At 59.2% G+C, this 20,104-nt stretch carries 24 protein-coding genes; 16 read left to right on the top strand and 8 right to left on the bottom strand.

The window, feature by feature from the left end; translation table 11 throughout:
- The first annotated feature begins 20 nt into the window (after positions 1-20).
- The 15 genes from GJ699_RS09165 to GJ699_RS09095 all read left to right on the top strand — a co-directional run bounded on the left by GJ699_RS09165 (position 21) and on the right by GJ699_RS09095 (position 14,703).
- Complete coding sequence (locus tag GJ699_RS09165; RefSeq protein ID WP_154375336.1) at positions 21-785, top strand: sulfite exporter TauE/SafE family protein; 765 nt, start codon at positions 21-23, stop codon at positions 783-785.
- 157 nt (positions 786-942) lie between these two features.
- Positions 943-2,868 carry a tRNA uridine-5-carboxymethylaminomethyl(34) synthesis enzyme MnmG gene (mnmG, locus tag GJ699_RS09160; RefSeq protein WP_154375333.1) on the top strand — a complete coding sequence of 642 codons (1,926 nt, stop codon included), beginning with the start codon at positions 943-945 and terminating at the stop codon, positions 2,866-2,868.
- Complete coding sequence (gene rsmG, locus GJ699_RS09155) at positions 2,865-3,515, top strand: 16S rRNA (guanine(527)-N(7))-methyltransferase RsmG (RefSeq protein ID WP_154375331.1); 651 nt, start codon at positions 2,865-2,867, stop codon at positions 3,513-3,515. Before mnmG ends, rsmG begins: the two co-directional genes overlap by 4 nt.
- A 102-nt stretch (positions 3,516-3,617) precedes the next feature.
- The gene (locus tag GJ699_RS09150; RefSeq protein WP_154375329.1) at positions 3,618-4,388 is read left to right on the top strand and encodes a ParA family protein; all 771 of its coding nucleotides are present in this window, start codon (positions 3,618-3,620) and stop codon (positions 4,386-4,388) included.
- An 8-nt stretch (positions 4,389-4,396) separates the two neighbouring features.
- Positions 4,397-5,266 carry a ParB/RepB/Spo0J family partition protein gene (locus GJ699_RS09145; protein ID WP_154375327.1) on the top strand — a complete coding sequence of 290 codons (870 nt, stop codon included), beginning with the start codon at positions 4,397-4,399 and terminating at the stop codon, positions 5,264-5,266.
- Positions 5,267-5,345: 79 nt separating this feature from the next.
- Entirely contained in the window at positions 5,346-7,466 is a 2,121-nt protein-coding gene (locus GJ699_RS09140) for a cellulase family glycosylhydrolase (RefSeq protein ID WP_154375325.1), read from the top strand.
- Positions 7,467-7,653: 187 nt separating this feature from the next.
- Positions 7,654-8,019, top strand: a complete 366-nt coding sequence (locus GJ699_RS09135; protein WP_371867509.1) for an ATP synthase subunit I — start codon at positions 7,654-7,656, stop codon at positions 8,017-8,019.
- 22 nt (positions 8,020-8,041) lie between these two features.
- Positions 8,042-8,836: a F0F1 ATP synthase subunit A gene (atpB, locus tag GJ699_RS09130; RefSeq protein WP_154375320.1), complete on the top strand. Its 795-nt coding sequence runs from the start codon at positions 8,042-8,044 to the stop codon at positions 8,834-8,836.
- Between the two features lie 59 nt (positions 8,837-8,895).
- Positions 8,896-9,174, top strand: coding sequence for a F0F1 ATP synthase subunit C (atpE, locus tag GJ699_RS09125; protein WP_154375318.1), 279 nt, complete (start codon positions 8,896-8,898; stop codon positions 9,172-9,174).
- Between the two features lie 42 nt (positions 9,175-9,216).
- Entirely contained in the window at positions 9,217-9,687 is a 471-nt protein-coding gene (locus tag GJ699_RS09120) for a F0F1 ATP synthase subunit B (protein WP_154375316.1), read from the top strand.
- 2 nt (positions 9,688-9,689) lie between these two features.
- On the top strand, positions 9,690-10,235 hold the full coding sequence (locus tag GJ699_RS09115) for a F0F1 ATP synthase subunit delta (protein ID WP_154375314.1): 546 nt from the start codon (positions 9,690-9,692) through the stop codon (positions 10,233-10,235).
- 77 nt (positions 10,236-10,312) lie between these two features.
- Positions 10,313-11,854, top strand: a complete 1,542-nt coding sequence (gene atpA, locus GJ699_RS09110) for a F0F1 ATP synthase subunit alpha (protein WP_154375312.1) — start codon at positions 10,313-10,315, stop codon at positions 11,852-11,854.
- Positions 11,855-11,915: 61 nt separating this feature from the next.
- Positions 11,916-12,791: a F0F1 ATP synthase subunit gamma gene (atpG, locus tag GJ699_RS09105; RefSeq protein WP_154375310.1), complete on the top strand. Its 876-nt coding sequence runs from the start codon at positions 11,916-11,918 to the stop codon at positions 12,789-12,791.
- Positions 12,792-12,821: 30 nt separating this feature from the next.
- A complete protein-coding gene (gene atpD / locus GJ699_RS09100) occupies positions 12,822-14,222 on the top strand; it encodes a F0F1 ATP synthase subunit beta (RefSeq protein WP_090188654.1) in 1,401 nt (466 codons plus the stop codon).
- 58 nt (positions 14,223-14,280) lie between these two features.
- On the top strand, positions 14,281-14,703 hold the full coding sequence (locus tag GJ699_RS09095) for a F0F1 ATP synthase subunit epsilon (RefSeq protein ID WP_154375308.1): 423 nt from the start codon (positions 14,281-14,283) through the stop codon (positions 14,701-14,703).
- 63 nt (positions 14,704-14,766) lie between these two features.
- Here the strand turns inward: GJ699_RS09095 and GJ699_RS09090 are convergent, their stop codons facing one another.
- The 5 genes from GJ699_RS09090 to GJ699_RS09070 all read right to left on the bottom strand — a co-directional run bounded on the left by GJ699_RS09090 (position 14,767) and on the right by GJ699_RS09070 (position 17,754).
- A complete protein-coding gene (locus GJ699_RS09090) occupies positions 14,767-14,961 on the bottom strand; it encodes a hypothetical protein (protein ID WP_154375307.1) in 195 nt (64 codons plus the stop codon).
- Positions 14,962-14,997: 36 nt separating this feature from the next.
- Entirely contained in the window at positions 14,998-15,510 is a 513-nt protein-coding gene (locus tag GJ699_RS09085) for a deaminase (protein ID WP_154375305.1), read from the bottom strand.
- Positions 15,483-16,328, bottom strand: a complete 846-nt coding sequence (locus GJ699_RS09080) for a nucleoside/nucleotide kinase family protein (RefSeq protein ID WP_154375303.1) — start codon at positions 16,326-16,328, stop codon at positions 15,483-15,485. The genes GJ699_RS09085 and GJ699_RS09080 overlap by 28 nt, the downstream gene beginning before the upstream one ends.
- A 63-nt stretch (positions 16,329-16,391) precedes the next feature.
- Complete coding sequence (locus GJ699_RS09075) at positions 16,392-16,958, bottom strand: DUF433 domain-containing protein (RefSeq protein WP_195763505.1); 567 nt, start codon at positions 16,956-16,958, stop codon at positions 16,392-16,394.
- 46 nt (positions 16,959-17,004) lie between these two features.
- The gene (locus GJ699_RS09070; RefSeq protein WP_308495509.1) at positions 17,005-17,754 is read right to left on the bottom strand and encodes an AraC family transcriptional regulator; all 750 of its coding nucleotides are present in this window, start codon (positions 17,752-17,754) and stop codon (positions 17,005-17,007) included.
- A 144-nt stretch (positions 17,755-17,898) separates the two neighbouring features.
- On the opposite strand from GJ699_RS09070, the gene GJ699_RS09065 reads away from it, so the two are divergent.
- Positions 17,899-18,528: a glutathione S-transferase family protein gene (locus GJ699_RS09065; RefSeq protein WP_154375298.1), complete on the top strand. Its 630-nt coding sequence runs from the start codon at positions 17,899-17,901 to the stop codon at positions 18,526-18,528.
- Between the two features lie 7 nt (positions 18,529-18,535).
- Here the strand turns inward: GJ699_RS09065 and GJ699_RS09060 are convergent, their stop codons facing one another.
- From GJ699_RS09060 to speD, 3 genes are read right to left on the bottom strand one after another with little or no spacing between them, the layout of a single operon-like run.
- On the bottom strand, positions 18,536-18,901 hold the full coding sequence (locus GJ699_RS09060) for a VOC family protein (RefSeq protein WP_154375295.1): 366 nt from the start codon (positions 18,899-18,901) through the stop codon (positions 18,536-18,538).
- Positions 18,902-18,917: 16 nt separating this feature from the next.
- Positions 18,918-19,664: a molybdate ABC transporter substrate-binding protein gene (locus GJ699_RS09055; protein WP_154375293.1), complete on the bottom strand. Its 747-nt coding sequence runs from the start codon at positions 19,662-19,664 to the stop codon at positions 18,918-18,920.
- Positions 19,661-19,999, bottom strand: a complete 339-nt coding sequence (gene speD / locus GJ699_RS09050) for an adenosylmethionine decarboxylase (RefSeq protein WP_371867524.1) — start codon at positions 19,997-19,999, stop codon at positions 19,661-19,663. The genes GJ699_RS09055 and speD overlap by 4 nt, the downstream gene beginning before the upstream one ends.
- Positions 20,000-20,104 lie beyond the last annotated feature (105 nt).

Below are 20,104 nucleotides of genomic sequence, written 5' to 3'. Positions count from 1 at the left end.
ACGTTAGGGAAGTCGCGGTCATGGTTGATTTTATGGTGTTGGGTATCGCCGCCTTTGGCGCGGGTCTGGTGGATGCGGTGGTAGGCGGAGGAGGGTTGATCCAGCTGCCGACCATGTTCACGGTATTTCCCAACATGGCGCCGGCCACCTTGATCGGCACCAACAAACTGGCCAGCATCTTTGGCACCAGCGTGGCTGCGGTCAGCTACGCGCGCCGGGTCGCGATCGCCTGGTCGGTGGCGACGCCGGCGGCAATGGCGGCCCTGATTTTCGCCTTCCTCGGCGCCTACACTGTCACCCACGTATCGGCCGACTTCATGCGCCTCGCGCTGCCGATCGTGTTGCTACTGGTGGCGATCTACACCTTCGCCAAGAAAGACTTCGGCAGCGTGCACGCACCCATCCACTCCGGTGCCAAGGAGCAGTCGCTGGCGCTGGTGGTCGGCGCCGCCATCGGTTTCTACGACGGCTTCTTCGGTCCCGGCACCGGCAGCTTCCTGGTGTTTCTGTTTGTGCGCGTTTTCGGCTTCGACTTCCTGGGCGCATCGGCCGTGGCCAAGATCGTCAACGTTGCGTGTAACTTTGCCGGCCTGCTGTGGTTCGGCTACAGCGGCCACCTGATCTGGCAGCTGGGCCTGACCATGGCGGTGTGCCAGATCGCCGGCTCGCTGATCGGTTCCCGCATGGCGATGAAGCACGGTAGCGGCTTCGTGCGCAAACTGTTCCTGGTGGTGGTCTCGGTGCTGATCCTCAAAACTGGCTACGATGCATGGTTGCGGTGGTGACACTGTTCCACGTGAAACAATGAAAAAAGGGCACTGAGGTGTCCTTTTTTCATTGTTTCACGTGGAACAGAATAACTATATTTTTGCTTAAAAAAGTCGCAGCACCAAAAAAACTCTATAATTTGTACTTGATCCCCTTCGCTTTAAATTTTCCACCATGCTATTCCCTACGAAATTCGACGTCATCGTTGTCGGCGGTGGTCACGCCGGTACCGAGGCTGCCCTCGCTTCCGCCCGTATGGGCCAGAAGACTTTGCTGCTCACCCACAACATTGAGACGCTGGGCCAGATGTCGTGCAACCCATCCATCGGCGGTATCGGCAAAGGCCATCTGGTCAAGGAAGTCGATGCGCTTGGCGGCGCCATGGCGATCGCCACCGACGAATCCGGCATTCAGTTCCGCATTCTGAATTCCTCCAAAGGCCCAGCCGTGCGCGCCACCCGTGCCCAGGCCGACCGTATTCTGTACAAAGCCGCTATCCGCTCGCGCCTGGAAAACCAGCCCAACCTGTGGCTGTTCCAGCAGGCGGTTGACGACCTGATGGTGGAGGGCGACCGCGTGGTCGGCGCCGTCACCCAGATCGGCCTGAAGTTCCTGGCACCGGCCGTGGTGCTGACCGCAGGCACTTTCCTCGACGGGAAGATCCACGTTGGCCTGAACAACTACTCGGGCGGCCGTGCCGGTGATCCGCCAGCCGTCTCGCTGTCGGCGCGCCTGAAAGAACTGAAGCTGCCGCAAGGCCGTCTGAAGACCGGCACGCCGCCGCGCATCGACGGCCGCAGCATTGATTTCTCGCAGATGACCGAGCAGCCGGGCGACCTCGATCCGGTGCCAGTGTTCTCGGTGATGGGCAACACCGCCATGCACCCGCAGCAAATGCCGTGCTGGGTTACCCACACCAACCAGAAAACCCACGACATCATTCGTGGTGGCCTGGACCGCAGCCCGATGTACACCGGCGTGATCGAAGGCGTCGGCCCGCGTTACTGCCCGTCGATCGAGGACAAGATTCACCGTTTCTCGTCCAAGGAATCGCACCAGATTTTCCTCGAACCGGAAGGCCTGACCACGCACGAGTTCTATCCAAACGGTATCTCCACCAGCCTGCCATTCGATGTGCAGATCGAGCTGGTGCGTTCGATGAAGGGTCTGGAAAACGCCCACATCCTGCGTCCTGGCTATGCCATCGAGTATGACTATTTCGACCCGCGCGGCCTGAAAGCGTCGCTGGAAACCAAGACCATCAACGGCCTGTTCTTTGCTGGCCAGATCAACGGCACCACCGGTTACGAAGAAGCCGCCGCGCAGGGCTTGCTGGCCGGCGTCAACGCCGCGCTGCAAACCCAGGGCCGCGAAGCCTGGACTCCGGGCCGCTCGGAAGCCTATCTGGGCGTGATGGTGGATGACCTCGTCACGCAAGGCGTGATGGAGCCGTACCGCATGTTCACCAGCCGCGCCGAGTACCGCCTGAGCCTGCGTGAAGACAACGCCGACATGCGCCTGACCGAGATCGGCCGCAAGCTGGGCGTGGTCGGCGACGCGCAGTGGGAATCCTTCGACCGCAAGCGTGAAGCGGTGGCGAAAGAGCTGGAGCGCCTGCGTTCCACGTGGGTAAATCCGCGCATTCTGGAAGCGGCCGAATCGGAACGTGTGATCGGCCAGGCCATCGAGCGCGAGTACTCGCTGGCCGATTTGCTGCGCCGTCCAGGCGTGGTCTACGACAAGCTGATGACGCTGAAAGGCGCGGACGGCCGCGAGCTGGCCGGTCCTGGCGAAACCGATGAAGCGGTGAAAGAACAGATCGAAATCCAGCTCAAATATTCGGGCTATATCGACCGTCAGACGCGTGAAGTGGAACGCCACGAACACTACGAAAACCTCAAGCTGCCGGAGAACTACAACTACCTGGACATCACCGCGCTGTCGGTGGAAGTGCGTCAGAAGTTGCACGCGCAGCGCCCGGAAACGCTGGGCCAGGCATCGCGCATTTCGGGTGTGACGCCGGCCGCGATTTCGCTGCTGCTGGTGCATCTGAAGAAAGCCGGTTTCGGTGGTTTCGTTCAGAAAGATGAGGCAGCATGAAGGTGTTTAACCGCAACGCAGTCGCGGATGTTTTGAAGAATGGCATCACCCAGCTGCAACTGGAGCTGAGCGAGGCGCAGGTAGAAAAACTGCTGGACTACCTGGCCCTGCTGAACAAATGGAATGCGGTGTACAACCTGACCTCGGTGCGTGATCCGATGGAAATGGTGAAGCTGCACCTGCTGGATTCGCTGGCGGCGGTGGCGGCCTTCAAGGACGCGCACAACGTGCTGGACGTGGGAGCAGGGGGCGGATTGCCGGGCATGGTGCTGGCCATCAGCCGTCCGGACATGAAAGTGTCGATGATCGACACGGTGCACAAGAAAACCGCCTTCCTCAACCAGGTGAAGGCGGAGCTGGAACTGGCCAATGTAACGGTGTACACCAAGAAGGTGCAGGAACTGGAAGTGAAGACGAAATTCGACGTCATCACCTCGCGCGCTTTCGCGGACCTGTCCGACTTCGTCAACTGGTCCGGACACCTGCTGGCGGAGGGCGGGCAATTCATCGCCCTGAAAGGCACGGCGCCGGCAGAGGAGCGCGAGCGGCTGCCAGCCCCATGGCAAGAGACGAAATTACAGCCTTTGGCGGTGCCGGGGCTGGAAGCGGAACGTCATCTGGTTTTCATTAAAGCAGAAACTGTATAAACGATTTATACGATATAAATGTTTTATACCGTATAAACAGTATAAATCGTTTATATCGTTTATACCGTATAAATCAAAAGCATCAACACAGATAAGAAATACATGGCAAAAATTTTTTGCGTAGCAAATCAAAAGGGCGGCGTAGGTAAAACCACCACCACCGTGAACCTCGCCGCCGGTCTGGCAAAACTGGACCAGCGCGTGCTGCTGGTCGACCTGGACCCGCAAGGCAACGCCACCATGGGCGCGGGCATCAACAAGGCAGGGCTGGCGGCATCGACCTATGAGGTGATGCTGGGCACGTCCGACGTGGCGACCGCGCGTCAGCGTTCCGAGCCGGGTCACTTCGACGTGCTGCCGTCCAACCGCGAACTGGCCGGCGCCGAAGTGGAGATGGTGGAGCTGGACAACCGCGAACGCCGCCTGAAGGAAGCGCTGGCCGCCGTGGACAAGGAATACGACTTCATCCTGATCGATTGCCCGCCGGCGCTGTCGATGCTGACGCTGAACGGCCTGTGCGCCGCGCACGGCGTCATCATCCCGATGCAGTGTGAGTACTACGCGCTGGAAGGCTTGTCCGATCTGGTCAACACCATCAAGAAGGTGCACGCCAATCTGAATCCGGACCTGAAGATCATCGGTCTGCTGCGCGTGATGTTCGATCCGCGCATGACGCTGTCGCAACAGGTGTCGGCGCAGCTGGAGCAGCACTTTGGCGACAAGGTGTTCAAGACCATCATCCCGCGCAACGTGCGTCTGGCCGAGGCGCCGTCGTATGGCGTGCCGGGCGTCACCTTCGATCCGACCTCCAAGGGCGCGCAGGCGTACATCGCCTTCGGCGCCGAGATGGTCAAGCGCATCAAGAAAATGTAAGGCAGAACATGGCAACCAAAAAATTCAAAGGCCTGGGCCGCGGCCTGGACGCGCTGCTTGGCGGCGACAGCGACATCACCACCCCGGACGCCAATACCCCGTCCGAACTGAAGGTCACGCAGATGCAGGCCGGCAAATACCAGCCGCGTACCCGCATGGACGAGGGCGGCCTGCAGGAGCTGGCGGCGTCGATCAAGAGCCAGGGCATCATGCAACCGATCCTGGTGCGTCCGGTCGGCAAGGACAAATACGAGATCATCGCTGGCGAACGCCGTTTCCGCGCTGCGCAAATTGCTGGCCTGGAAGTGCTCCCGGTTTTGGTGCGCGATGTGGACGACCAGGCCGCCGCCGCGATGGCGCTGATCGAAAACATGCAGCGTGAAGATCTGAATCCGCTGGAAGAGGCGCAGGGCATCCACCGCCTGATCAGCGAGTTCAGCTTCACCCACGAACAGGCGGCCACTGCCGTCGGCCGTTCACGCAGCGCGGTGTCCAACCTGCTGCGCCTGATGAATCTGGCCGGACCGGTGCAGACCATGCTGATGGCCGGCGATATCGACATGGGCCACGCGCGCGCGCTGCTGGCGGTCGATGCCGCCACCCAGATCAATCTGGCGAATACCGTGGTGGCCAAACGGCTGTCGGTGCGCGAAACCGAAAAGCTGGTGAACAAAACGCTGGAAGAGCTGAAGGCATCGCCGAAGGAAGCGCGCCTGAAGGAGAAGTCGGGCGACATCCTGCGCCTGGAGGAAGAACTGTCCGACCGTCTGGCGACGCCGGTGGTGTTCAAGATGGGCACCAAGGGCCGTGGCCAGATGATTATCGACTTTGCCGACCTCGACATTCTCGACGGCGTGCTGGCCCGCCTGCGGGATTGATTTTTTGCTACTTACATCTGGGAAATAGTTGTAATTTATAGTATACTGATTTGGCAAGATTTTCATACGGAAAAAATGAATGCCTATCAGTTCACTGTCGAGAGCACTATGTGCAGGCGCCGCTGCGTGGTTCCTGCACGCTGCGGCGTTAGCCGCGCCCGGTGCCACCTTCATTTCGCAGAGCGTCCCCAACACCATGCAGTTGGGGAAAACGTATAGCGTTTCCGTCACCTATAAAAATACCGGCGACACCACCTGGACCGGCGCCAGCCAGTACCGGCTGGGCGCCGTCAATCCGATTGACAACCGTCGCTGGGGCACGGGACGGGTTGAATTGCCTGCCGGCGTGGCGGTGCCACCCAACGGTTTGTATACCTTCACTTTTGACGTGGCGATAACCGACTCTAGGTATTGCCGGCCGAGTCCTCGTCCGCAGCTGCAAAACTGCGACTTCCAATGGGGCTTGCTGCAGGAATCGGTGGCCTGGCTGAGCCTGGGCGTGAATACCCAGGTGGAGCTGTTCGACGCGCCGGACCTGCGTTCCGCCGTGCCGCCGATCGCGCCGCCGGTCGCGGTCGACGCCGCCGCGTTCAACGCCGCCAGCTTCCGTGGCGCCAACGTGCTGATGCAAACCTACGAAGACAACCGCCTGTGCGATCACACCGCCTGGCTGCCGGATGCTGAGCAGGCCGACGCCATCATCGGCAACGCGGTGGCGATGGGGCTGAATGTGTTGCGCATGCCGGTGATACTGCCGCCGCGCAATCCCGGCCGCCCGGCCGATTGGATCCCCAACAGCCCTGAATACCGCCACGTCTGCGCCGATCCGGATAAACCAGAGTGGGGCGAGCAGGGCGACCGCGCGTTGCTGAACCAGCAGGTGATCGCCAAGGTCCAGGTAATCATGGACAAGGCCGCCGCCGCCCAGCTGAAAGTGATTCTGGTGCTGGACGGCTATACCAAATACGACGCCCCCTGTTACTGGAAAAAGAGCTTCCTCGACGTGCGCGACAGCGCCGACAGTTTCATCAAGGCGTTCAAGTCCCACCAGGCGCTTCTGGCTTGGGACATTTTGAACGAGCCGATGTGGAACGCGCTGGCCTTCGATTGCCTGCATCGGAATGAAGATTACGCCTCGGTGCTGCAAGCGGTCGATTCGATGTACAACCTGGTGCGCAGCCAGGATGCGCTGCATCCGACCACGGTGGGCGAGCACCAGATTCCGCTGTTGAAATACTGGAAAGACATTTCTTCCTTCGCCAGCCCGCATCTGTACGTGGCCACCAACAGCCGCGATCCGGAAAGCCGCAACCAGATCAACTATGTGCAGGCGGCCTCGTTGCGCGAGATGAGCCGCGAGCTGGGTGCTGCCATGCCGCTGGTCATCGGTGAGTTCGGCAGTCCGGACCCGGACGATGATTTCAACGCCGCTTATTATCAGTTGTTCCTCAACGGGCTGACCGTGGCCGATCGCGGCTTCATCCTGTGGTCGCTGTCATCCGGCGTTAACCAGCAGGGATTTTCGGTGATGCGTCCCGACGGTGAGCTGAAGCCGGCGGCGCTGCTGGTGCAGCGCCGGGTCTGGTATCCGGTGGTGCAGCAACTGTATCTGGCCTATCTGGGCTACCCGGCCGATCCCGGCGCGCTGGAAAACTTTTCCGCGCAGCTGGCGACGCTGGCCGAGGACATGCGCTATCGCGGTCAAATTCTGCAGCCGAGTGTGGCTGCGCTGGACGCGGCCTATGCCACCGAGCCATCGCTGCGCACACTGCTGGACAGCTTGTACGCCAGCAGCTCGTTCCACGAAATCTACAATCCGGATCAGCCGGCCGATTATGTGCGGCAGATCTATCGCCAGCTGTTTAACCGCGCGCCGGACGACGATGGCCTCCGATACTGGACAGATAACATCAGTTACTACGGCGTCGGCAAAGACCGCGCGGTTGCCGCCATTCTCGCCGGTGGTCTCAGCGGCTCCAGCGACCAGGGCCGGCTGGACGCCGCCGCCATCGGCAAGAAGGCGGCGCTGGCCTCGGCCTTCAGCGCCAGCCTGAACACCCCGGAACGGCGCGACTGCTACGCCGGCAACCTCGCGGTCGCCACCGGCCGCGCCCTGATGACGCCGGTCGACGCCAGCACCGACCTCGGTCTGCAGCGCGGCCGTCTCGACAGCGCCGTCGATACCCTGTGCGGGCGCTGAAATTTTGCTCATTGGCCAATTTCCCAACTCGCAACAAGTTGGTGCAAAGCGCCCGGAAATGTTTCTAAAAGCGTCTCATTCGTGCACTAAATGCTCTGCTGCGGTGCAGCATGTTTGACGTGATACATGAAAGACACATATAATCACGCGTCTTTTGGGGTTTAATCGGTTTTTAAGGAGGCTCGCAGTGAGTAATTCGACGAGCATCTCGAAGCCGGTGTTCCGCATTGTCGCCCTCCAGTTCGCCATCGCCACTGGATTCGCCTTGCTCGCCTGGAATCTCGGCGGAGTACTCAAAGCTTGGTCGGCCGCCTACGGCGGAGCAATCGCAGTCATCGGGAGCCTGATGTACGCGATGATTGTTGCGGGCGGAACAAATGACGCCAAAAAAGCTTTTCGTGCGCATATCCGCGCGGAAGTGACAAAGATTTTTATCACGGTAGTGCTGTTTGTGGTGGCACTAGCGTTGTTTCAGTCGGCCTCATGGTTATGGCTGATCTTAGGATTCGCGGTGGCAACCCTGGCGTATTGGTTGGCATTGCTCGCAATTTAATCACCAAAATCTTATATTTTTTATGACCACTGAACATGTCGGGCACGAAGCGCCCACTAATATCGAGTACATTCAGCACCACTTGAGCCACCTGAAATCGGCGGATGGCATGTATAACCTGGACACGTTCTGGGTTTCGGCCATTCTGGGCGCGGTTTTCCTCGGCGTGTTCTGGCTGGCTTCGCGCCGCGCCACCGCCGGCGTGCCGGGCAAGCTGCAAAACTTCGTCGAAGCCGTGATGGAACTGGTCAACGACGTGGTCAATTCGGCGTTCCACGCCAAGAGCAAAGTGATCGCGCCGCTGGCCATCACCATCTTCTGCTGGGTCTGGCTGATGAACGCCATGGACTTCCTGCCAGTCGACCTGCTGCCTAAACTGCTGTCCTTCGCTGGCGTCCACAAACTGCGCGTCGTGCCGACCGCCGACGTCAACCACACTTTCGGCATGTCCTTCGGCGTCATGCTGTGCATTATTGGTTTCTCGATCAAAGCCAAAGGTCTCGGCGGCTGGGGTAAAGAGCTGCTGACCGCGCCGTTCCACGCGCATGGCTTCATGGCCATCGTGCTGGCGCCGATCAACTTCGTCTTCCAGATGATCGAGTTGCTGGCCAAGCCACTGTCGCTGTCGCTGCGTTTGTTCGGCAATATGTATGCCGGCGAACTGCTGTTCATTCTGATCGCTCTGCTGCCATGGTGGGCACAGTGGCTGCTCGGTGGTCCGTGGGTGATCTTCCACATTCTGGTGGTGACCCTGCAAGCGTTTGTCTTCATGGCGCTGACGGTTGTGTATCTGGCCATTGCGGTTGAGAAGCACTAATAATTCGTTTTTAATTTTTTAGTATCTGTAGTCTTTTTTAAATCTTAGGAGAAATTTCAATGCAAGCTCTGATCGCACAAGTACAAAGCATGACCGTTCTGGCAGCCGCTATCATCATCGGCCTGGCCGCTATCGGTACCGCTCTGGGTTTCGCCATTCTGGGCGGTAAATTCCTGGAAGCTTCGGCTCGTCAACCAGAACTGATGCCACAACTGCAAACCAAACTGTTCGTTATCGCTGGTCTGCTGGATGCGATCTCGATGATCGGCGTTGGTGTTGCTCTGCTGTACACCTTCAGCAACCCATTCCTGGCCGCTGTTCTGGCCGCTGCTCAGTAATCTGCTCCACCCTAGGAGAAACTTTTAGTTAGGAGCAAAGGTATGGACATCAATATGTCTCTCATCGGCCAGATGATCACCTTCGCGGTGCTGGTCTGGGTGTCGATGAAGTTCGTATTTCCATCGCTGAACGCAGCGCTGGATGAGCGTGCCAAGCGCATCGCCGATGGTCTGGCCGCTGCCGACCAAGGCCAGCAAGCTATGGTAGCCGCTGAAAAGCGCGCCGCTGAAGCGCTGTCGGGTGCACGCGAAGAAGCTTCGCAACGCGTTGCCGACGCTGAAAAGCGTGCGCAACTGGTAGCGGAGGAAATCAAAGCGAATGCACAAGCCGAAGCGAACCGCATCATTGCGCAAGCCAAGGCCGAAGCCGAGCAGCAACTGGCCACGGCGCGCGAAGCGCTGCGCGCTCAGGTGGCTGACCTGGCTGTGAAGGGCGCCGAGCAAATCCTCAAGCGCGAAGTCAACGCCTCGGCCCACGCCGATCTGTTGTCGCGCCTGTCTGTCGAGCTGTAATCATGGCAGAAAACGCAACCGTCGCCCGTCCCTACGCGGAAGCTCTGTTCCGCGTAGCCCAAGCAGGTAAGGAATCGTTCAACCTCGCGGCGTGGTCCGAACTGGTGGCCGAACTGGCCCAGATCGGCGCCCACCCCGAGGTACAAGCATTTGCCCGCAACCCGAAAGCGTCGGCCAGCGATATCGTCGCCGCCTTCAAGGCCCTGGTGAAATCGCCGCTGAACAAGGAAGCCGATAACTTCCTGTCCATGCTGGTTGAGAATGGCCGTATCAGTCTGCTGCCGGAAATCGGCGCACAATTCCAGGCGTTGAAAAACGCCCAGGAAGGTGCCGCGGACGCCGCCATCACCAGTGCCTTCGATCTGAGCAGCGCTCAGGTCAGCGAACTGGTCGCGACGCTGGAGAAGAAATTCAGCTGCAAGCTGAACCCGGTCGTGACCGTGGATCCAGCGCTGATCGGTGGCGTGCGCGTGGTGGTCGGCGATGAAGTGCTGGACACTTCGGTCCGCGCCAAGCTGCAGCAAATGCGTGTTGCACTGGTCGCCTGAGCTCACCCTCGGCGACCTTAGAACAGATTCTTCATCTCGCGCAAGCTGAGAGAAACCCTATTTAGGAGTTAGTTAGTATGCAACTCAACCCATCTGAAATCAGCGAGCTGATCAAGAGCCGTATCGAAGGCCTTGATGGTGGCGCTGAAGTACGTAACCAAGGCACGGTTATTTCCGTTGCCGACGGTATCGTCCGTATCCACGGCCTGTCGGACGTGATGCAAGGCGAGATGCTGGAATTCCCAGGCAACACCTTCGGCCTGGCCATGAATCTGGAGCGTGACTCGGTCGGTTCCGTGATTCTGGGTGCTTACGAGCACATCTCGGAAGGCGACACGGTCAAAACCACCGGTCGTATTCTGGAAGTGCCAGTCGGCCCGGAACTGCGTGGCCGCGTGGTCAACGCGCTGGGTCAACCGATCGACGGCAAAGGCCCGGTCAACACCGCGCTGACCTCGCCGATCGAAAAGATCGCGCCAGGCGTGATCGCCCGTGAGTCGGTGTCGCAGCCGATGCAGACCGGTCTGAAATCGATCGACGCGATGGTACCAATTGGCCGTGGCCAGCGTGAGCTGATCATTGGCGACCGTCAAACCGGTAAATCGGCAGTTGCGGTTGATGCGATCATCAACCAAAAAGGCCAGGGCATGACTTGCATCTACGTTGCAATCGGCCAAAAAGCTTCGACCATCAAGAACATCGTGCGCTCGCTGGAAGAGCACGGCGCGCTGGAGTACACCATCGTTGTGGCCGCCTCGGCATCGGAATCGGCTGCGATGCAGTACATTTCGGCCTACTCGGGTTGCACCATGGGCGAATACTTCCGCGACCGCGGTGAAGACGCCCTGATCGTCTACGATGACCTGTCGAAACAAGCGGTTGCTTACCGTCAGATCTCGCTGCTGCTGCGCCGCCCACCAGGCCGCGAAGCCTACCCAGGTGACGTGTTCTACCTGCACAGCCGTCTGCTGGAACGCGCCGCGCGCGTGAACGCCGACTACGTCGAAGCCTTCACCAAAGGTGAAGTCAAAGGTAAAACCGGTTCGCTGACCGCGCTGCCGATCATCGAAACCCAAGCGGGTGACGTGTCGGCCTTCGTGCCAACCAACGTGATTTCGATTACCGACGGCCAGATCTTCCTGGAAACCTCGCTGTTCAACGCTGGTATCCGTCCTGCGATCAACGCCGGTATCTCGGTGTCGCGCGTCGGTGGTGCCGCTCAGACCAAGGTCATCAAAAACCTGTCGGGCGGTATCCGTACCGACTTGGCACAGTACCGTGAACTGGCTGCGTTCGCGCAGTTCGCTTCGGACCTGGACGAGTCGACCCGCAAGCAGCTGGACCGCGGTGCCCGCGTGACCGAACTGCTGAAACAGAAGCAGTACTCGCCTCTGTCGATCTCGCTGATGGCCGCTTCGCTGTTCGCAGTGAACAAGGGCTACCTGGACGACGTCGAAGTGAAGAAAGTACTGTCGTTCGAAGCCGGCCTGCATGCGTACCTGAAGACCAAACAAGCTGACCTGCTGTCGAAAATTGAATCGTCGAAGCAACTGGACAAAGACGGCGAAGCCGCCCTGTCCGCTGCCATCGCCGACTTCAAGAAATCCGGCGCATTTTAAGTTAGCTTGGCGCTCCGGTTTTGAACCTGGAGCGCCTTCAGCGCAGAAGGAGTAAGGACTCATGGCAGTAGGCAAAGAGATACGTGGCAAGATCAAGAGCGTAGAAAATACGAAGAAGATCACCAAGGCGATGGAAATGGTCGCCGCATCGAAAATGCGCAAAGCGCAGGATCGCATGCGCGCCGCCCGTCCCTACAGTGAGAAGGTTCGTAACATCGCTGCAAATCTGGCGAACGCGAATCCAGAGTACACGCACCCGTTCCTGGCCGATGAAGCCAAGGAGTCGGCGAAGGCGGTTGGTTTCATCGTGGTCACGACCGACAAGGGTCTGTGCGGCGGCATGAACACCAACGTGCTGCGTCTGGTGACGAACAAATCGCGCGAGCTGGAAGCGGCCGGCAACAAGATTGCCGCCGTGGCGATTGGTAATAAAGGTTTGGGTTTCCTGAATCGCGTTGGCGTTCCGGTGGTGGCGCAAGTCACCCAGATCGGCGACACCCCGCACCTGGAAAAACTGATTGGCCCCGTCAAAGTCATGCTGGAAAAGTTCCAGAACGGCGAGGTGGATGCGGTTTACCTGTGCTACACCAAGTTCATCAACACGATGAAACAAGAGCCAGTGGTTGAGCAATTGCTGCCACTGCCTGCCGCGAAGAAACAGGCTGACGCAGGTAATCACAACTGGGATTACATCTACGAGCCAGACGCGGCAACGGTCATCGATGAACTGCTGGAGCGCTATGTAGAAGCGCTGGTGTACCAGTCGGTAGCGGAAAACCTGGCGTCCGAGCAATCGGCGCGGATGGTGGCGATGAAGGCGGCAAGCGACAACGCAGGTAGTGTGATCGGTGAATTGAAACTGATCTACAACAAAACCCGCCAAGCTGCGATTACCAAAGAACTCTCCGAAATCGTCGCCGGTGCGGCAGCGGTTTAAACGAATTTAACTATATTTGAAGGAACGAACATGGCTGATGGCAAAATCGTTCAGTGTATCGGCGCGGTGGTTGACGTTGAGTTTCCACGCAACGCGATGCCCAAGGTATTTGATGCCTTGAAGATGGAAGGCTCCGAGCTGACGCTGGAAGTGCAACAACAACTGGGTGACGGCATCGTCCGTACCATCGCTCTGGGTTCGTCCGACGGTCTGCGTCGCGGCATGCAAATCCAGAACACCGGCAAACCAATCATGGTGCCAGTGGGCAAAGCGACCCTGGGTCGTATTATGGACGTGCTGGGTAACCCAATCGACGAATGCGGTCCGGTCGCTCACGACCAGATCGCTTCGATCCACCGTGCTCCACCTGCATACGACGAACTGTCGCCATCGCAGGATCTGCTGGAAACCGGTATTAAAGTTATTGACCTGGTGTGCCCGTTCGCTAAAGGCGGTAAAGTCGGTCTGTTCGGTGGCGCCGGCGTCGGCAAGACCGTGAACATGATGGAACTGATCAACAACATCGCTAAAGCGCACTCGGGTCTGTCCGTGTTCGCCGGTGTGGGTGAGCGTACCCGTGAAGGTAACGACTTCTACCACGAAATGGCTGACGCTAAAGTGGTTGATCTGGAAAACCCAGAGAACTCGAAAGTGGCGATGGTCTACGGTCAGATGAATGAACCACCAGGCAACCGTCTGCGCGTGGCGCTGACCGGTCTGACCATGGCGGAAGCGTTCCGTGATGAAGGCAAAGACGTTCTGTTCTTCGTCGACAACATCTACCGCTTCACCCTGGCCGGTACCGAAGTGTCCGCACTGCTGGGCCGTATGCCTTCCGCAGTGGGTTACCAGCCGACTCTGGCCGAAGAAATGGGCCGTCTGCAAGAGCGTATCACCTCGACCAAAACCGGTTCGATCACCTCGATCCAGGCCGTGTACGTGCCAGCGGATGACTTGACCGACCCGTCGCCAGCGACCACCTTCGGTCACTTGGATTCGACCGTCGTTCTGTCGCGTGACATCGCCTCGCTGGGTATCTACCCTGCGGTGGACCCACTGGATTCGACCTCGCGTCAGCTGGACCCGCTGGTGGTTGGCCAAGAACACTACGACACCGCGCGTGCTGTTCAAGGCACCCTGCAGCGCTACAAAGAACTGCGTGACATCATCGCGATTCTGGGTATGGACGAGCTGGCACCGGAAGACAAACTGCTGGTGGCGCGCGCACGTAAGATGCAGCGTTTCCTGTCGCAGCCGTTCCACGTGGCTGAAGTGTTCACCGGCGCGCCTGGTAAATACGTGTCGCTGAAAGACACCATCAAGGGCTTCAAGATGATCGCCTCGGGCGAACTGGATCACCTGCCAGAGCAAGCGTTCTACATGGTCGGCACGATCGAAGAAGCCATCGAAAAAGCCAAAAAACTCAACTAATTAGTTGCGTTGTTCGCCCCCGCCGCAAGGTGGGGGCGTTCCACCCGATAGGACACACATGGCAAACACTATTCACGTTGACGTGGTTTCGGCAGAGGAGTTGATCTACTCTGGCGACGCCGAATTCGTCGCGTTGCCGGGTGAGCAGGGCGAGCTGGGTATCTACCCGAAGCACACGCCGCTGATTACCCGCATTCGTCCGGGCGCGGTGCGCATCCAGGTTCCAGGCCAAGCTGAAGAAGAGTTCGTCTTCGTCGCCGGCGGCCTGCTGGAAGTGCAGCCAGGCGCGGTGACGGTGCTGGCCGACACCGCGATTCGCGGCAAGGATCTGGACGAGGCCAAAGCGGCCGCGGCCAAGAAACGTGCCGAAGAAGCGCTGGCCAACAACAGCTCGGGCATCGACTACGCGAAAGCGCAAGCCGAACTGGCAGCGGCCATCGGCCAGCTGGCAGCGATCGCCAAGCTGCGCGCCAAGCACTAAGCAACGCACAGCAACATCAGCAAAAAAGGCAGCTTCGGCTGCCTTTTTTTATTGCGGTTGGATTTACAGCTCAAGTAGCGCCAGCACTTTACGCGTAAGTCGTTTATCGTCGCTGACTTGCTTGTTCAAGCGATGCTCCTGCAAGACAAATACAGGAGCGACAGGCTTGTTTTGTGATGGAATGGATTCTTGACTGAGGCTGAGAGCGGCATCCGGGAAGAGATCCATTTGCGTTGAATTTTCACCGTACGTTTTCATGAGATATCTCCTGCTCCAGAATTAGGATTATAAGCCCTAGCGTGTTGAAAACTGGTCCAAATCCAATCGTTCAACCACCATGGCTTCCAGGCGCGGAATCGCCTCCAGTGAGAATTTGACAGCGGGTTTGGTGAGTTGTGGATTGGCCCGAATCAGCTTGCCGTTCTTCTTCCTGTCCGTGTTGGTCTTGTAGAGCGCAAGGAATCGGCGCGGTGCCACGCCATCATACTGACGCAGAATTACTTTTCCTTGCTCCGTCTCATCTTCGGTCATCGCATCATCGTGCAATTTGACAGCGAGCGATTTCCGATAAGGTTCGATGAAGTAGACGTCCTTGATGCCGGCCGCGATGATGTGACGCGCGCATGAGTGGCAAGGATAAGTCGTAACGTAGATGCGCCCGCCTTTTATCTGTTCGCCACCAAGCGGGAGTGCTCTTAAGATGGCGTGCATTTCAGCATGGATCGCGCGTGAAAATTCGATCAGATCTTTTAAACCGGTGCTCTGTCGAAGATGCCTGGTCACGCTTTCAACTTTGCTTGCTTCCACCAGGCCGCTGCCGCATACATTGCCATCTCATGCACACTGGGTGTTAGCGGCTTACTTGCGAGTACCAAAGTAAGAAAGCGCTCCACCCGTTCTTCAATTTCAGAGGTAGTGCGACTTTCAAGACGTAAAAAATAATCAGAAAAGGGAAAGGTCTGCCGCACTGTCTGTCCGCTTTCTTTTTCTTCGCCGGAGTCGCGATCAATCAGCTCGGACACGTCTACATCCGACATTTGTTTTTTGAGTGTCGCTTCTCGTGATGACACGGGCGTGTATACGCCGACTGTGTAGAGCAACTCGCCGTAAACAAGTCGCAAAATTTCTAGCTCGCTTTGGTTCTTGATGGAGTCGATGATATGAGCAACCCGGAGCGGCCGGGTTACAGCCTTAAGCTGTGGAATCTTTCCCTCGTTAGCGTCGCTTGTCTGCTCTTCAGCCAATGCTGCGCGAGTTGTGGCGATCCTGCTGATCGCGAGCTTGGCTAATATTTCTTTGCCGTGAGCATCCCGCATGTCGTTGCCGAGTTTTATGAGGTCTTTGAACCTGTCGACGCCACTTCCAGCAATAGGAGTGCGGCGCTTGCTGGCATAAGTCGAAATGAAATCACTCAGCCGGATAATTTCGACTTTGGTATAGCCAAACTTTGAGGTCAGCATCTCTTCCGTACTAGCCGCTACCTCGTGGAGTGGAGAGCCGATGGGGCCGCATAGCGCAATCACTAATTCGGGAGTATGTAAGGAGCGGAGCTCCTCGGCGGCATCTGTCGGAGCTTCCTCCAGCAACGTGAACTGCTTCCCACCCACCTTGGCTGCGACGTTCATAACTCAGCGCTCCCCAGAAGCCTGCGATTTTGTCAGCATACAATTCTCAATGGAAAATGTCATCTAGATAACATCCTGCCTGTTGTTATCTGTTGATGAAATGAGCTGTGCATAGCCGCAGATAATTTGTCCGGCCATCGCTATCACCAATGCTGCAGATTCTCTTGGGACGCTTGGATATTCGTCCAGAAACGTATCAATGGATGCTCCTGACCCCAGATAGGAGAAAAGACAGGATAGTGGTACACGAGTGCCGGTAAATACAGGACTCCCGCCCATAATTTCGTAATCCACCTGTATGATTTTCCTGTCTAAACAGGGAATGCCGGATTGAACGACCTCTGGTTTGCTCATGGCGATCGCCAGCATCATTAGTGCACTTTTGGACGGCTGTTGACGCCGCTGCTCCCAATCTTCCAGAGTCTCGGCAGAGACGCCTATGAAGTCCGCAAATTCTTGCTGCGTAACCCCGGCAACTTTACGTGCGGCGATCAACGGGGAGTAGACGACGCTGCTGCGGTCTGCCGCGAGGTCGTCGAGTGTTTGCTGTAATTCCGCGTGTATGTCGCGAGTGGTTTCGAAAGCGGCGAGCTCTTCATCGCTCAGCGGCATGGCTTTGTCGGTCGACATATCGAACCCGTGCAGAGTCAAACCCATTTGACAGTGCCGTGTTGGATTAGTTCCCTTGGCAGCTGCGGCGGTAGTCGGCGGGTGGTTTGCCGACCAGTTTTTCGAAGTCGGTGGTGAAGTGGGATTGGTCATAGTAGCCCAGTTGTTGCGCCAGGCTGGCGAGGTCGATGGCGCTGCCTTTGGCCAGCAGGTCGGCGGCGTCCAGCAGGCGCTTGCGGCGGATGATCCACTTGGGGCTGGCGCCGATGTAGTCCTTGAATAGCATCTGCAGCTTGCGCACGCTGATGCCGACTTGATCGGCCAGTTGCTGCACTTGGGTGATGTCGGCGTTGCTTTCGATTGCTTGCAGTATGGCGGCGATGTGTTCCACCACTGGATCCGGTGCCGGCAACGCGCGGCGCAGTAGGGCGCTGGCGGCGGCCACCATGCCAGCGTCGTCGGCCGCCTTCAGCACGCTGCGCTCGGCCTCGACGTCGTCGCAGTCAAACACGGCGGACAAGGGCAGCTGGCGATCGGTGATCGACTGCACCTCGGCCCGCAGGAAGGCGCGAAACGCGCCTGGTCGGAAGCTGATGCCCAGCACCCGCCCGGCACCCTGCAGCGTGTATTCAAACGAACCGGTCATAACGCCGAACACCGCTGTGCGGCCGGCGTCAAACACGACGTGGATGGCGTGGCGGGGCAGGGTGCGCTGCACGTGCACGACGCCGTCCGGCAGCGACCACGCCACCAGCCAGAAGTGTTCGACAAACGGCGCTAGGTCCGCCTCGGGCAGATAGCGCTCGAGTCGAAACATCTTTTCGCCAGCGCCCGGATTGACCACCCCACGGGTCGGACGCGGTACACTGTGCAGCGTTGTCATAAAGCCTTCGCGTTTTTACAAGACCCTCATTCTAGCAAGCGTTATCGTGAGTTTTTCACCACCACACAGGAGAAACGCATGAACCAGCAACTGACCTTGTATCACTGCCCGTATTCCCGCTCCAGCGGCGTGCTGCACCTGCTGGAGGAGTTGCACGCGCCCTACGAGCTGCATGTGATGAATATGAAGAAGGGCGAGAACCGCGAGGCCGCCTATCTGGCCGTCAACCCGATGGGCAAGGTGCCGGCGATCCGCCATGGCGAAGCCATCGTCACCGAACAGGTGGCGATCTACCTGTATCTGGCTGACCTGTTCCCGCAAGCGCATCTGGCGCCGCCGCTGGGCGATCCGCTGCGTGGCCCGTATCTGCGCTGGATGGCGTTTTACGGCAGTTGCTTCGAGCCGGCCATCGTCGACCAGTGGATGAAGAACAAGCCGGCCGACAAAGCCGCCTGCCACTACGGCGACTTCGACACCATGTTCAATACGCTGATCGAGCAGCTGTCCAAAGGCCCGTATCTGTTGGGTGAGCAGTTCAGCGCGCTGGATGTGCTGTGGGCGACGTCGTTCGGCTGGATGGGCATGTTCGGCCTGCTGCCCAAGCTGCAGGTGATTGACGATTACGTGGCGCGGGTCAAAAACCGCCCGGCCGCGATCGCCGCCGCCGACAAGGATGCGGCGCTGGCCGTTGAGCAGGCGGCGGCTTGAAACGGCGTCAGCGCTTCTCTTCCATCAGCGCCAGCAGGTGGCCGTCCGGATCGCGGAAGAAGCCCATCCACAGTTCGTGGTCCGGCATTTTGGCGATCAGGTGCGGTTCGCGCTCGAAGGTCACCCCCTTGGCCTGCAGCTCGGCCGCCACCGCTTCAATGGCGTCGACCTTGAAGTAGTGGCAGACGCCGGTGCCGGCATCGATCTGCTCCTTGCCGCCCTCCAGCATCAGGCGCACGCCGCCGCAGTTGAAGAACACCAGCTCGCCGTAGCGGAACAGCTTGGGCAAGCCCAGCGCTTCGCCGTAGAACTGCTCGGCGCGGTCGGCGCTGGTAACGGGCAGGGCGATCTGGCCCAGTTGAGACAGTGGCATGACGGCGTCCTTTCAGTTATTGCGGCTCCAGCCCGCGCGCCTTGAGGATGGCTTTGGCGGCCGGCTGGGCCAGGGCGTTGACGAAAGCTTGCGCCGCCGCGCGCTCTGCCGTGGTGGCGGATGGCGCGGCGGAGAAGGTTGAATACACCTGCAATTCCGGCGGCAGCGGCCCGGCCAGCTGCGCTTCCGGCGTATCGAGGATTTCACTGATCTGGGTGAAGCCCATTTCCGCCTGGCCGGCCGCCACCGCCTGCGGCGCGGTGATTTTGCTGATGATGACGGTCTTGGCGTTCATGGCATCGGTAATGCCCAGCTGTTCGAAGATCTTTTTGATGGTCGGCCCGGTCGCGCCCTGCGCCGAGTAGGTGACCGAGCGTGCCGCCAGCACCGTGCGGCGGAATTCGGCGGCGTTGCCGATGGCGGGTTTGGGCGCGTCCTTGGCCACAGTCACGCCGACGCCGGTGCGCGCCACCACCACCTTGCCGGCGCCATCCAGTTTGCCTTGCTGGATCAACTCGTCCAGCGCGGCGGCGGTGAGGAAGGCGACGTCGAAGGTGGCGCCCTTGTCGATCTCGGCTTTAAGTTCGCCGGTGGTGGCGATGCGCAGCTTGACCTTGTGGCCGCTGGCGGCTTCGAACGCCGGGGCGATTTGCTCCAGCGCCGACTTGGCGGCGACGGTGCCGAATACGGTGATGTCGGCCGCTTGCGCCGCGCTCAGCGCGGTCAGCATCAATACGGCGGCGGCGCTATGGCGCAGGATCATGCAGTCACTCCAGTGGATGAACGATGTAGTGATTGTATGCGGGTGGCGTTCGGCTGCAAGGCTTTTGCGATGAGAGCGAGCGCTAACTCCGGCTGCGCACTGCCGCACATGAAGATGTCGGCGGCGGCGAAGCCGCATTCGGGCCAGGTGTGGATGGTGATGTGGGATTCGGCCAGCAGCACCACGCCGGTCACGCCCTGGCCGTCGCCGAAGCCGTGGAAGTGGCTGAACAGTATTTGCGCGCCGGCGCTGGTGGCGGCTTCGCGTAAAAGCGTCTCCAGGAAAGCGCTGTCGCTGAGGCGGGCCGCGTCGATGCCGTTCAGGTCGGCCAGCACGTGGGTGCCGGCGGGGGCGTGGGCCTGAGCTTGGGCGACGACGTGGTGCGGCGCGCTGACGGCGAGTGCTGACGCGGTCGTCGGCGCAGGTGGCGCTGGCGGGAG

Origin of the sequence: Duganella guangzhouensis (genome assembly GCF_009674535.1) — a bacterium.
Taxonomy (GTDB): Bacteria; Pseudomonadota; Gammaproteobacteria; order Burkholderiales; family Burkholderiaceae_D; genus Rugamonas; species Rugamonas guangzhouensis.
Note: the sequence above shows the minus strand (reverse complement) of the source record. Positions and strands in the feature narration are given on the sequence as shown.